Genomic DNA, 13577 nt, shown 5'->3' with positions numbered 1-13577 from the left:
GTCAGTCCACCAATCCGGTCATCACGGCGACGGGTACGACGATGAATCCCGCGGTCAGCACCAGCGCCAGCACGTTCGCGGTGGCCTTCAGGGCCCGGTCGCTGCGCTTGGTGACCGCGCCGAGGGTCTGCGCCGCGCTCCAGAAGCCGTGCCTGATGTGCAGGCCGAGGGCGAGCATCGCCACGATGTAGACGACGTTCACCCACCACAGCCGGAAGTCGGCCACCACGTTCTCGTAGGGGTGCTCCGCCTGGCCGCGGGGGTTCACCGTCAGCGTCGTCAGGTCGAGGATGTGCCACACGATGAACAGGGCGAGGATCACCCCGCCCCAGCGCATCGTCCGGGTCGCGTAGCTGGCGCGCGGCCGTGAGTGCACGTACTTCGCCGGGCGCGCCTTGATGTCGCGCCGGCTGAGCTGGTAGGCGGCCACGCCGTGCAGGACGACGGCGACCACCAGGCCCGTCCGCTGGATGTACAGGTACCAGCCGTTGTGCAGCGCGGGCTCGCCGATGGTGCGCAGCCACGCCGCGTACGCGTTGAAGTCCGTGGGGCCGAAGAAGATCTTCAGATTGCCCGCCATGTGCGCGACCAGGAACAGCAGCATGATCACGCCGGTGGCGGCCATGACCGCCTTCTTGCCCACGGTCGAGCCCCACAGCGCCCGCACCGCGGACGGTCGCACCGCTCTCGTCGCCAAAGCCATGCGGCTGACGCTAGGTCTCACCGTATTGAAAGGTCCAAGACACGTTCGGGCTCGTTTCGATAGGCCGGCCCTATCGTCGACTACCGTGGGCAGCGTGCAGCTCCAGCAACTCGTGTACTTCCTGGCCGTCGCCGACACCCGGCACTTCACCCGGGCCGCCGAACGCGTCCACGTGGCCCAGCCCTCGCTGTCCCAGCAGATCAAGGCCCTGGAGCGGGAACTCGGCGCGGAGCTGTTCAGCCGGGCCCGGGGCAACATCGCGCTCACCGACGCCGGGGAGGCGCTGCTGCCGATCGCCCGCCGCATCGTCGCGGACACCGAGGCCGCCACGCAGGAGGTGCAGGAACTGGTGCAGCTGCGCCGCGGGCGGGTCCGCCTCGGCGCCACGCCGAGCCTGTGCACCGGCCTGCTCCCCGACGTGCTGCGCGACTTCCACACCCGGTACCCGGGCATCCGGCTGGTCGTGGAGGAGGGCGGCTCCCGCGACCTGGTGCGGGAGCTGGCCTCCGGCAGCCTGGACCTGGCGCTGATCGTGCTGCCCCTGCAGAGCCACGACCCGGCGCTGGACGCCACCCCGCTGCTCCACGAAGACCTGGTCGTGGTCACCGCGGCCGACACGCCGCCGCCCTGGCCCGGCCCCGACGTCGAGGTGGCCGATCTGCGCGATCAGCCGCTGGTGATGTTCCGCCGCGGCTACGACCTGCGGGAACTGACCGTCGGCGCGTGCCGGGCCGCCGGCTTCGAGCCCCGCCTGGCGATCGAGGGCGGCGAGATGGACGCCGTCCTCGGCTTCGTCGAGGCGGGGCTCGGCCACGCCGTCGTGCCCAGCATGGTCGCCGGGCGCCGCCCGCGGCTGCGGACGACGCCCTTCGCGGCACCGGGCCTGCAGCGCACCGTCGCCCTCGCCCACCGCAAGGACGCCGAACCGCCGCGCGCCGCGCGCGAACTGCGCCGGGTGCTGCTGGAGCACGTACGGGACAGGGACCGCGCATCCCGCCGCGCGCACCCGCCGGCCTGACGGATCAGAACACCGGCACGCCGTCGCGGGTCAGCTTCCAGTCCCCGTCGCCGAACCGCGCCGGGTCGATGGTGCCGGTCTCCTCGACGTAGGTGATGATCGTGTTCCGGATCTCCTCGGAGTTCGCCCACACCTGCGGCGCGGTCGCGACACCGGGGAAGTTGCCGCCGCCGTTGGCGCGGTAGTTGTTCACCGCGAACACGAAACGCGCGGACTCGTCGATCGGCGCGCCCTGGAAGGTCACCTTCGTCACGCGCGAGCCGGCCGGCCTGGCGATGTCGATCTCGTAGCTGACGCCGCTGACCACGTCGTAGTTGTAGTCCGGGGTGTTGCCGGCGTTGGTCAGCTTCGACACGTCGACCGGCGCGCCGGCCGGGGTCTGCACGAAGTAGTTCGCGGAGAACTCCAGGTACGCCTTGATCTGCGCACCGGTCAGGATGCGGGCCTCCAGCGTGTTCTCGAACACGTACAGGCCGGCCACGTCGCGCAGGGTGACCCGGCCCGCCGGGATGGCGGCCGTGCGGGAGAAGCACGCGGCCTGTGAAAGGACCGGCAGCGCGGCGTACTCGGTGCCCGCCAGCGCGGCCTTGACCGTCTCGGCCTGCACATGGTTGATGAAGTCGATGATCGGGGTGTCCTTGTACGGGGACTCGGTGGCCGACATGGCCACCGCGGAGTCGCCGATCACCTGGTTCACGTACTCCACGACCTTCGCGTGCTCGTCGCGCAGCAGCCCGACGATCTCCGGGTCCTCCTCGACCGTGTTGGAGTTGAGCACGGACGCACCGACCGTGACGACCTCCCAGGCGCCGTTGACCCTCTCCATCTCGAAGTCGAAGACGGTCAGCCGCTGGCCCCACTTCGCCGGCTCGGACAGCACCACGCCCTGGCCGGTCTGCTTGTTGGCCACCACGTACTCGGGGATCTCGTTGTGCGCGTGGCCCACGAGGATCGCGTCGATGCCCGGCACCTGCTCGGCCACCAGCGCCGCCGCGTTCTCCACGTACGGCAGCTGGTCACCCCAGGAGGAGGTGCCCGAAGTGCCGCTGTGCGCCGAGACGATGACCACGTCGGCGCCCATCGCGCGCAGCCGAGGCACGTACTTGGCCGCCTGCTCCTCCAGACCCGGGAAGGTCATCTTCCCCTGGACGTTGCCCTTGTCCCAGATCGCGATACCCGGGTTGGTCAGGCCCAGGACGGCCACCGTCACGTCCGGCGCGCCCTGCACCCGCATCCGGTGGAGGGAGTACGGCGCGAAGGCGGGCTGCCCGGTCCTGGCGTCCAGGGCGTTGGCGCCCAGCAGCGGGAACTTGCACTGGTCCTCGAACTTGCGCAGCAGCGGGATGCCGTAGTTGAACTCGTGGTTGCCGAGCGCCGCCGCGTCGTAGTCCATGGCGTTCATGGCCTGGGCCATGGGGTGCTTGGGGCCGTGCTTGGCGGTGATCGGGTCGACCCGGGCGTAGTAGTACGACAGCTGCGTGCCCTGGATGGTGTCGCCCGCGTCGATCAGCAGGACGTTGCGGCGGCCCTTGGCGGCGCGCTGCTGCTTGACCAGCGTGGAGATCTTCGCCAGGCCGACGTCGTTGTGCGGCTTGTCGTCGAACTCGGCGTCCGTGAAGTAGTCCCAGTTGAAGACGTTGCCGTGCAGGTCCGTGGTGCCGAGGACACTGAACGAGTAGCGCTCGGGCTCTTCCGGCTTGTGGCTCTTGGCCTGTGCGGGAGCCGCCGTGGCCAGCACGCCGGCCGCGCCGGTCAGCGCGATGCCCGCCCCCGTGGCGGCGGAGCGGTTGAGGAAGTCCCTGCGGTTGAGCGGCATACGTCGGCTCCCGTTGATTGACGAAACGATGGGCGGTTCTTTGCGGTAACGCGCGTAGATTCTGGCCCAGTCCCTCCACCTCGCAACACCCCCGCCACGTTGCGATCAGATGACTCGTCATCGACGTCCCGCCCTGGGACAGTGGGACGCATGACGAACGAAGCGCCCAGGACGTACCCGACCCCCGAGGTCCCGCACGTGGGCGTCCGGGGCGAGGCGACCCTCGAGGTCGAGCCCGAACTCGCCCGGATCGCCGTCACCGTCAGCGCCCGCGGCACGGACCGCCGCGGCACCCTGGACGACCTCGGCGGACGCAACGCCCAAGTGCTGGAACTGGTCAAGGGCTACGGCGAGGCGGTCGACAAGCTGGAGACCGGCGCCTTCGTGATCACCCCGGAGCTGCGCGAGCGCCGCCGGGGGGAGCGGATCCGGGCCTACCACGGCAGCGTTCGCATCGGCGCCACCCTCACCGACTTCACCGCCCTGGGCGAACTCACCACCCGCCTGGCCGACCTCGACCTCACCCGGGTCGACGGCCCCTGGTGGTCGCTGCGCCCGGACTCCCCGGCCTACCGGGCCGCCCGGCAGCTGGCCGTGCGCGACGCCGTGCAGCGCGCCCGCGAGTACGCCGAGGCGCTCGGCGCGCGGCTGCTCGCCCTGGTCGAACTGGCCGACGAGGGCATGCAGCAGACGCTGCCGTACCAGGGACGCCCGGCGATGCGGGCCGCCGCCTTCGCCGGTGCGCCGGGCGCCGCGGAGGACATGGCTCAGGCCCTTGACATGGAACCGGAGCAACAGAGCGTGTACGCCCAGGTCACCGCGCACTTCACCATGACGGCCCCGGACCTGTCGGCCTGACCTCGACAGGGGGCCGCGGGCTGCCGGACGACCGACGGCCGGGGCCATCGGCGGTTTTCACGGTGTTCACCGTATTCATGGCGTTCATGGCATGCGCGCCGGTATCGCCCCGAATGCCGTGCACGTCTGTTCATCGGTTGTCGGCAAGCGTTAATCACGACGACGTTGGACAGTCGCTTCCCGCGAGGTCTCTACTGTGAAGTAGGTCATAGGCTCGCCCCATGCGCCGAGCAAAAATCGTCTGCACCCTCGGGCCCGCCACCGACGGCTACGACCAGATCAAGGCTCTGGTCGAGGCCGGGATGGACGTCGCCCGCTTGAACATGAGCCATGGCTGCCTTGCCGATCACGAAGAGCGGTACCAGCGCGTGCGCAAGGCCTCCGACGAGAACGGCCGCAGCGTGGGAATCCTCGCGGACCTTCAAGGCCCGAAGATCCGGCTGGGACGTTTCGCCGAAGGACCCGTACTCCTTGAACGTGGTGACGAGTTCACGATCACCACCGAGGAGGTCCAGGGAGACCGGCTGATCTGCGGCACGACGTACGCGGGTCTCGCCGCCGACGTCACGCGCGGTGAGCGGATCCTCGTCGACGACGGCCGGGTCACCCTGGAGGTCACCGAGGTCGACGGCCCCCGCGTCCGCACCATGTGCATCGAGGGCGGGCTGATCTCCGACCACAAGGGACTGAACCTTCCCGGCGTCGCCGTGTCCGTGCCGGCCCTGTCCGAGAAGGACGTGACCGACCTGCGCTGGGCGCTGCGCACCGGCGTCGACATCATCGCGCTCTCCTTCGTGCGCAGCGGCCGGGACGCCGAGGAAGTACTGCGGATCATGCGCGAGGAGGACCGGCGGGTCCCCGTCATCGCCAAGATCGAGAAGCCGCAGGCGGTGGAGAACCTGGAGGAGATCGTCGCCGCCTTCGACGGGATCATGGTTGCCCGCGGCGACCTCGGCGTCGAGATGCCGCTGGAGGCCGTCCCCCTGGTCCAGAAGCGCGCGGTCACCCTCGCCCGGCGCAATGCCAAGCCGGTGATCGTCGCGACCCAGATGCTGGAGTCGATGATCGAGTCCTCCCGGCCCACCCGCGCCGAGGCCTCCGACGTCGCCAACGCGGTCATGGACGGCGCGGACGCGGTGATGCTGTCCGGCGAGACCAGCGTCGGCAAGCACGCCGTCGAGACCGTGAAGACCATGAGCCGGATCGTCGCCTCGGCCGAGGAGGACATGCTCGCGGGCGGCCTTCCGCCGCTGACCGAGCAGAACAAGCCCCGCACCCAGGGCGGTGCCGTCGCCCGTGCCGCGGCCGAGATCGGCGACTTCCTGGACGCCAAGTACCTGGTGGCGTTCACCCAGTCCGGCGACACCGCCCGGCGGCTGTCCCGCTACCGCTCGCCGATCCCCGTGCTGGCGTTCACCCCCGAGCCGGCGACCCGCTCGCAGCTCAGCCTCACCTGGGGCGTGGAGACCTTCATCGGGCCCGTGGTGCAGACGACCGACCAGATGGTCGAGCAGGTCGACGAGCAGCTGCTGCGGATCGGCCGCTGCCAGAAGGGCGACACCGTGGTCATCACGGCCGGCTCGCCGCCCGGCGTGCCGGGCTCCACCAACCTCGTGCGCGTGCACCACATCGGGGAGGACGACTTCCCTTCGGCCCGCTGACGGCGGGCCGAAGGCCGCGTCCAGCCATCGGGCGGACAGCGCGCGTCAGGGGCGGAACCAGCTTGCTGGTTCCGCCCCTGACGCGCGCTACGCCCGATCCGACGGGCCGGACCGGTCAGCCGGCCTTGCCGGAGGCGGTGGCGCCCTCGGTCGCCGAGTCGGAGGGTGAGGACGTGTCCGTGGCCGTGGGCGACGGGGAGTCGGTCGGGCAGGCCGGCGACGAGGTGTCCGTGGGCGTGGGAGTCGCGGTGCCGGTGGGCGACGGGGAGTCGGTCGGGCAGGTGGGCGACGTGGGGTCCGTGGGCGTGTCCGTCGGGCCCGTGGTGGGACCACCGGTGGTCGGGTCGTCGGTCGGCGAGGTCGGCGACGTGGGCCCGGTCGGCGAGGTGCCGCCCGTCGGCGTCGGGGTGCCGATCGTGCCGCTGGACGAGGCGGTGGGCCGCGGCGACTTGGTGGGCCGGGGCGAGCCGGAGTCGGACGCGTTCGGCGAGGCCGACGGAGACGGGGACCACGAGGGGAAGTGCGACGGCGACGGGGACGACGGCAGGGTCTCCGGAGTGTCGCTGCCCGCGCCGCCGATGTCCGGCAGGGAGACGATCCCGCCCTTGCGGAAGTGGGCGTACCACGCCAGCACGGTGTTCAGATACGCCTCGGAGTGGTTGTACCCGAGGATGGCCTGGTGGAGGTCGCTCTCCACCGACATGTCGCGGTTGCCCGCGCACAGGTAGCGGCCGGCGGCCAGTGCCGCGTCGAATATGTTGTTCGGGTTGCTGACCCCGTCACCGTTGCCGTCGGCGCCCCAGGTCTGCCAGGTCTGCGGGATGAACTGCATCGGGCCGACCGCGCGGTCGTGGACACTGTCCCCGTCCCACGTGCCGTGGTCGGTGTCCGTGATGTTCGCGAAGCCGTCGCCGTTCAGGACCGGGCCGAGGATCGGGGAGATGGTGGTGCCGTCGGCGTCCACGTTGCCGCCGCGCGCCTGGTTGGACTCCACCTGGCCGATCGCGGCCAGCAGCTCCCAGCGCATGTTGCAGCCCGGGTCGCTGGCGGCGAGCGCCACCTCCGCCCGGCGGTACGCCTCCAGCACCGTCGCCGGCAGCCCCGAGCCGTCGGTGGTCACGGCGCCCGTGCCGCCGGCGGTACCGGTGCTGGGCGTGGTGGTGCCGGGCGCGGGCGTGTTGAGCGGCGGGAGCGCGGTGAAGTAGTCCGGCGAGCCGCCGTCGATGGGATCGCCCGGCGGAGGCGTGACAGGGGCCCCCGAGCTCGCGTTGACGATCTGCGGGAACACCGCCGCGGACTGGGAGCCCGTCAGCGCCGCCATCGCCGCGGCGGCCACCGCGGTGCCCGCGACTCCCCTGCGGACTCGCCGTCCGTACCGCGCTCGCATATGAGCTGCCCCTCCCGAAACCGAGTTGTGCGTCTCCCTGCGCGACAACCCTGGTGACCCTACGGCAACTTCCTGAACGGATCTACCGTCGAAACCGTCGCATACTGATCTGACAGACATGTTCGGGAAGAGGTCGCATGCCGTTCACGCTCAGCCATGCCTTGGCGGTCGTTCCCGGTCTGCGGCGGGACCGCCACGGCACGCCGCGCGGGCGCGGCCCGCTGGTCGCCGCGGCCCTGGTCGCCGGCTCCTTCGCCCCCGACGTCCCCTACTTCGCCGAGTCGCTGGTCTCCGGGGTGTACGGCTACGGCACCTTCACCCACGCGCCGCTGGGCCTGGTCACCGGGGACCCGCTCATCGCGGCCGCGCTGGCCGGCGGCTGGGTACTGCTGCGAGAACCGCTGGTGGCACTGCTGCCCGAGCGGTCCCGGGACCGGGTCGCGGCGATCACCGGATGCGGGGACCGGCGCCGGCCGACGCTCCGTTCCGCCGCCGCCTTCTGGGCCTCGGCCGCGGCCGGGGCCGCCACCCACGTGGTCTGGGACGCGTTCACCCATCACGACCGCTGGGGCGTCCGCCTGCTGCCGGTACTCGACCGGCAGCTGCACGGCACACCGCTGCACAAGTACGCCCAGTACGGCAGCTCGGCCGTGGCCCTGGCGGTACTGGCCGGCTACGCGGTCCGCGCGCTGCGCGCCGTGCCGGAACCGGATGCGGATTGGGATTCGGCCGAAAACCGACGCCGTCCGCTGTCCCGGGTGCCGCGGCTCTCGCCGCGGGCCCGCGCCGTCGCCCTGACCGCCATCGGGGCCACGACGGTCGCCGCGGCCGCCGTGCGCGCCGGGCAGTGGTACCGGGCCACCGGCGACGCCGCCGGGATCATCCCGTCCGGGCTCTTCGGCGCCGGAGCCGGCCTGGCCCTGGCCGCCACGGCCTGCGCCGGTGCGGTACGCCTCGCGTACCGCACCGGGGAAGGCACGGCTCAGTGCGCCGCAGACTCCCAGTCCGTGCCGACGCCCACCGAGACGTCCAGCGGGGCCCGCAGGGGGTAAGCGGCGGCCATCTCACGGCGCACCAGCTCCTCCACGGCGGCCCGCTCGCCAGGGGCCACCTCCAGCACGATTTCGTCGTGCACCTGGAGCAGCATCCGGGACCGCAGCCCCTCCGCGGTCAGCGCCGCGGCCACCTTGAGCATCGCGATCTTGACGATGTCGGCGGCCGAGCCCTGGATCGGCGCGTTCAGCGCCATCCGCTCGGCCATCTCGCGGCGCTGCCGGTTGTCGCTGTTCAGGTCCGGCAGATAGCGGCGGCGGCCCATCAGCGTCTCGGTGTAGCCCGTCACCCGGGCCTCCTCCACCACGCGCTGCAGATAGTCCCGCACCCCGCCGAACCGCTCGAAGTACGTGTCCATCAGACCGCGCGCCTCGGCCGCCTCGATGCCCAGCTGCCCCGACAGCCCGAACGCCGACAGTCCGTACGCCAGCCCGTACGACATCGCCTTGATCTTCCGCCGCATCTCGGCGTCCACCTGCTCCGCGGGCACGGAGAACACGTAGGAGCCGACGGTGGTGTGCAGGTCCTCGCCCGAGTCGAACGCCGCGATCAGGCCCTCGTCCTCCGACAGGTGGGCCATCACGCGCAGTTCGATCTGGCTGTAGTCGGCGGTCAGCAGCGACTCGTAGCCCTCGCCCACCACGAAGCCGCGGCGGATCGCCCGGCCCTCGTCCGTGCGCACCGGCACGTTCTGCAGATTGGGGTCGGTCGACGACAGCCGGCCGGTCGCGGCCACCGTCTGGCTGAAGCTGGTGTGGATCCGCCCGTCGGGGGCGATGGTCTTGATCAGACCCTCCACCGTCACGCGCAGCTTGGCCTGCTCGCGGTGGCGCAGCATGATGACCGGCAGCTCGTGCTCGGTCTGCGCGGCCAGCCAGGCCAGGGCGTCGGCGTCGGTCGTCCAACCCGTCTTGGTCTTCTTGGTCTTGGGCAGGCCCAGCTCGCCGAACAGCACCTCCTGCAGCTGCTTGGGCGAGCCGAGGTTGAACTCGTGGCCGACCGCGGCGTGCGCCTCCTTCACCGCCAACTGCACCTCGCCGGCGAACCGCTGCTCCAGGCGCTCCAGATGCTCGCGGTCCGCGGCGATGCCCGCCCGCTCCATCCGCGCCAGCAGCGCGGAGGTCGGCAGCTCGACCTCGCTCAGCAGACGCAGCGCGCCGTCCTGCTCCAGCCGGCCGGTGAACGCCTCGCCCAGGTCGAGCACGGCGCGCGCCTGGACCATCAGCGCGTCCGCCTCGGCCTCGTCATCGGCGCCGAAGGCCAGCTGACCGTCCTCGCCGCCGGCCGGGGACAGCTCACGGCCCAGGTACTCCACCGAGAGCGCGTCCAGCGCGAACGAGCGGCGGCCGGGCTTGACCAGGTACGCGGCCAGCGCCGTGCACATGGTGATGCCCTCCACGCTCCAGCCGTGCTCGGCGAAGACCCTCATCAGGCCCTTCGCGTCGTGCACCACCTTCGGGCGCCGCGGGTCCGCCAGCCACGCCGCGAACGCCCGCTCGTCCTCCTCGTCCAGCACCGACGGGTCGAACCAGGCGGCCTGCCCGGCCGCGGCCGCCAGCGCGACCTCCGAGACGCTGCCCGCGCCCAGTGCCCAGGCGTCGACCGTGGCGATGCCCAGCGGCTCGCCCCCGTGCTCCGCCAGCCAGCCGGCCAGCTCGCCGGTGCCCAGCACCCGGCCGTCCACGGCGACGCCGCCGGCGATCTCCTGCTCCTCCTGCTGCGCCCCCGGGTCGGCCGCGAACAGCCGCTCCCGGAAGTTGGGGTGGCGGAACTCCAGGGCGTCCAGCACCACATTGAGGCCCTCGCGGTCGTACGGCCGGCGCTCCAGCCCCTCCGGACCGCAGGGCAGCGTCACGTCCCGGACCAGCTCGGTCAGCCGCCGGTTGAGCTTCACCGACTCCAGGTGGGCGCGCAGGTTCTCACCGGCCTTGCCCTTCACCTCGGCCGCGCGCTCCGCCAGTTCCGCGAACGAACCGAACTGGGTGATCCACTTGGCGGCGGTCTTCTCGCCGACACCCGGGATGCCCGGCAGGTTGTCCGACGGGTCGCCGCGCAGCGCCGCGAAGTCCGGGTACTGCGCCGGGGTCAGCCCGTACTTCTCCTCGACCTTCGCCGGGGTGAACCGCGTCAGCTCCGAGACGCCCTTGGTCGGGTAGAGCACCGTGACGTGGTCCGAGACCAGCTGGAAGGAGTCCCGGTCGCCGGTGACGATCAGGACCTCGTAACCCAGCGCCTCCGCCTGGGTGGCGAGCGTGGCGATCACGTCGTCCGCCTCGAAGCCCTCCAGGGCGAAGCGCTGCACGTTCATCGAGTCCAGCAGCTCGCCGATCAGCTCGACCTGGCTGCGGAACTCGTCCGGTGTGGCGGACCGGGTGGCCTTGTACTCCGGGAACTCCTCCAGCCGCCATGTGCGCCGCGAGACGTCGAAGGCCACCGCCAGATGCGTCGGCTGCTCGTCACGGAGCGTGTTGGCCAGCATCGAGGCGAAGCCGTACACGGCGTTCGTCGGCTGACCGGTGGTCGTGTTGAAGTTCTCCACCGGCAGCGCGTAGAACGCGCGGTACGCCAGCGAATGCCCGTCCAGCAGGAGCAACCGGGGCCGCTCGCCCCCTTGGGGTGCGGGTGCCGTGCCGGTCGCTGCGCTCGTCTTCTCTGCCTTTGCTGCCACGCAACCGATCCTCCCACGCCCGACTGACACTGCCGGTCCGCCGCCTCGTCGTGGCAGGATCGGAGCCATGGCAGGCAAAGCACCCGCAGGCGACCCCGTCCAGGACGCACCCGAGGTCAGCGCCCCGCAGCACGCCGCTGCCGGGCTCCCGGCCGTCGGCCACTCGCTGCGGATCGCGCAGCAGCAGATGGGCATGAGGCGTACCGCTCTCACCCTCCTCAAGGTCAACCAGAAGGACGGCTTCGACTGTCCCGGCTGCGCCTGGCCCGAGCCGGGACACCGGCACACCGCGGAGTTCTGCGAGAACGGCGCCAAGGCCGTCGCGGAGGAGGCCACCCTCCGCCGGGTCACCCCGGACTTCTTCGCCGAGCACTCGGTCACCGACCTGTCCGGCCGCAGCGGCTACTGGCTCGGCCAGCAGGGCCGGCTGACCCAGCCCATGTACCTGCCCGACGGCGCCGACCACTACGAGCCCGTCCCCTGGGAGCGGGCCTTCGAGATCGTCGCCGACGAGCTGACCGCGCTGAGCGGCCCCGACGAGGCCGTCTTCTACACCTCCGGGCGCACCAGCAACGAGGCCGCCTTCCTCTACCAGCTCTTCGCCCGCGAGTTCGGCACCAACAACCTGCCGGACTGCTCCAACATGTGCCACGAGTCGTCGGGCTCCGCCCTGGTGGAGACCATAGGCATCGGCAAGGGCAGCGTCCTGCTGGAGGACCTCTACCGCGCCGACCTGATCATCGTCGCCGGGCAGAACCCCGGCACCAACCACCCCCGCATGCTCTCCGCACTGGAGAAGGCGAAGGCCGGCGGCACCCGGATCGTCACGGTCAACCCGCTGCCCGAGGCCGGACTGCAGCGCTTCAAGAACCCGCAGACCCCCAAGGGGCTGGCCGGCGGCGGCACCGCCCTGGCCGACCTCTTCCTGCAGATCCGCCTCGGCGGCGACCAGGCGCTCTTCCGCGCCCTGAACAAGGCCCTGCTGGAGGCCGAGGACGCCCGGAACACCGGGGACACGGAGCCCGGCACCGTCCTCGACCGCGCCTTCATCGACGAGCACACCCAGGGCTTCGAGGAGTTCGCCGCCGCCGCCCGCGCCACCGACGCCGCCGAGGTCGCCCGCGCCACCGGCCTGCCGCAGTCCGACATCGACGCACTGCTCGCCATGGTGCTCGACGCCAAGAGCGTCATCGTCTGCTGGGCCATGGGCCTGACCCAGCACAAGCACTCGGTGCCCACCATCAAGGAGGTCGTCAACTTCCTCCTGCTGCGCGGCAACATCGGCCGCCCCGGCGCCGGTGTGTGCCCCGTGCGCGGCCACAGCAACGTCCAGGGCGACCGCACCATGGGCATCTACGAGAAGCCCGCCCCCGCCTTCCTGGACGCCCTGGAGAAGGAGTTCGGCTTCGCCCCGCCCCGCGAGCACGGCCTGGACACCGTCGACTCCATCCGCGCGCTGCGCGACGGGCGGGCCAAGGTCTTCTTCGCCATGGGCGGCAACTTCGTCGCCGCATCGCCCGACACCGATGTCACGGAAGCCGCCATGCGCCGCGCCCGCCTCACCGTGCACGTCTCCACCAAGCTCAACCGCTCCCACGTCGTCACCGGCGCCCGCGCCCTGATCCTGCCCACCCTCGGCCGCACCGAGAAGGACCTCCAGGCGGCCGGCGAGCAGTTCGTCACCGTCGAGGACTCCATGGGCATGGTCCACGCCTCCCGCGGCGGCCTGAAGCCCGCGAGCCCGCACCTGCTGTCCGAGCCCGCGATCATCTGCCGCCTGGCCCGCGCCGTCCTGCCGCACAGCGGGATCGACTGGCGGGGCCTCGAAGGCGACTACGACCGCGTCCGCGACCACATCTCCCGCGTGATCCCCGGCTTCGACGACTTCAACGTCAAGGTGCGCCGCCCCGGCGGCTTCACCCTGCCGCACGCCCCCCGCGACTCCCGCAGCTTCCCCACCGCCACCGGACGCGCCCACTTCACCGCCGACGCCCTGGAGTACCCGCACGTCCCCGAAGGCCGGCTGCTGCTGCAGACGCTGCGCTCGCACGACCAGTACAACACCACCATCTACGGCCTCGACGACCGCTACCGCGGCATCAAGGGCGGCCGCCGCGTGATCCTGGTCCACCCCGACGACGCCGCCGCCCACGGCCTCGCCGACGGCGACCACGCCGACCTCGTCAGCGAGTGGACCGACGGCAGCGAACGCCGCGCCGAGGGCTTCCGTGTCGTGCACTACCCCACACCCCGCGGCTGCGCCGCCGCCTACTACCCCGAGACCAACGTCCTGGTGCCGCTCGACCACACCGCCGACACCAGCAACACCCCCGCCTCCAAGTCGGTCGTGATCCGGCTGGAGCCGGCCACCCCGCCCGCCGCCCCGCAGTGACCGTCGGGTAGAAAACGGCCC

General features: G+C 71.7%; 9 protein-coding genes. 5 read left to right on the top strand and 4 right to left on the bottom strand.

Annotated elements, in window-relative coordinates; all coding sequences use genetic code 11:
* Position 1 precedes the first annotated feature (1 nt).
* Positions 2-703, bottom strand: coding sequence for a succinate dehydrogenase cytochrome b subunit (locus tag ACIP98_RS09140; RefSeq protein ID WP_401974606.1), 702 nt, complete (start codon positions 701-703; stop codon positions 2-4).
* Positions 704-797: 94 nt separating this feature from the next.
* Between ACIP98_RS09140 and ACIP98_RS09135 the strand changes: the two genes are divergently transcribed.
* The gene (locus tag ACIP98_RS09135; protein WP_401974830.1) at positions 798-1721 is read left to right on the top strand and encodes a LysR family transcriptional regulator; all 924 of its coding nucleotides are present in this window, start codon (positions 798-800) and stop codon (positions 1719-1721) included.
* 4 nt (positions 1722-1725) lie between these two features.
* Here ACIP98_RS09135 and ACIP98_RS09130 read toward each other — a convergent pair whose 3' ends face one another.
* The gene (locus ACIP98_RS09130; protein WP_401974605.1) at positions 1726-3537 is read right to left on the bottom strand and encodes a bifunctional metallophosphatase/5'-nucleotidase; all 1812 of its coding nucleotides are present in this window, start codon (positions 3535-3537) and stop codon (positions 1726-1728) included.
* Between the two features lie 150 nt (positions 3538-3687).
* Here ACIP98_RS09130 and ACIP98_RS09125 point away from each other — a divergent pair, with 150 nt between their 5' ends.
* The gene (locus ACIP98_RS09125; RefSeq protein ID WP_401974603.1) at positions 3688-4395 is read left to right on the top strand and encodes an SIMPL domain-containing protein; all 708 of its coding nucleotides are present in this window, start codon (positions 3688-3690) and stop codon (positions 4393-4395) included.
* A 221-nt stretch (positions 4396-4616) separates the two neighbouring features.
* Positions 4617-6056 carry a pyruvate kinase gene (pyk, locus tag ACIP98_RS09120; RefSeq protein ID WP_401974600.1) on the top strand — a complete coding sequence of 480 codons (1440 nt, stop codon included), beginning with the start codon at positions 4617-4619 and terminating at the stop codon, positions 6054-6056.
* Between the two features lie 115 nt (positions 6057-6171).
* Here the strand turns inward: pyk and ACIP98_RS09115 are convergent, their stop codons facing one another.
* A complete protein-coding gene (locus tag ACIP98_RS09115) occupies positions 6172-7443 on the bottom strand; it encodes a lytic transglycosylase domain-containing protein (protein ID WP_401974598.1) in 1272 nt (423 codons plus the stop codon).
* 137 nt (positions 7444-7580) lie between these two features.
* On the opposite strand from ACIP98_RS09115, the gene ACIP98_RS09110 reads away from it, so the two are divergent.
* Positions 7581-8495, top strand: coding sequence for a DUF4184 family protein (locus tag ACIP98_RS09110; RefSeq protein ID WP_401974595.1), 915 nt, complete (start codon positions 7581-7583; stop codon positions 8493-8495).
* On the opposite strand, the gene polA is transcribed toward ACIP98_RS09110, so the two are convergent.
* Positions 8426-11164 carry a DNA polymerase I gene (gene polA, locus ACIP98_RS09105; RefSeq protein WP_401974592.1) on the bottom strand — a complete coding sequence of 913 codons (2739 nt, stop codon included), beginning with the start codon at positions 11162-11164 and terminating at the stop codon, positions 8426-8428. The two genes, ACIP98_RS09110 and polA, sit on opposite strands and share 70 nt — an antisense overlap.
* A gap of 67 nt (positions 11165-11231) precedes the next feature.
* On the opposite strand from polA, the gene ACIP98_RS09100 reads away from it, so the two are divergent.
* Positions 11232-13556: an FdhF/YdeP family oxidoreductase gene (locus ACIP98_RS09100; protein ID WP_319661139.1), complete on the top strand. Its 2325-nt coding sequence runs from the start codon at positions 11232-11234 to the stop codon at positions 13554-13556.
* Positions 13557-13577: the final 21 nt, after the last annotated feature.

The organism is Streptomyces sp. NPDC088354, assembly GCF_044753585.1.
In the GTDB taxonomy this organism is placed as follows: domain Bacteria; phylum Actinomycetota; class Actinomycetes; order Streptomycetales; family Streptomycetaceae; genus Actinacidiphila.
Note: the sequence above shows the minus strand (reverse complement) of the source record. Positions and strands in the feature narration are given on the sequence as shown.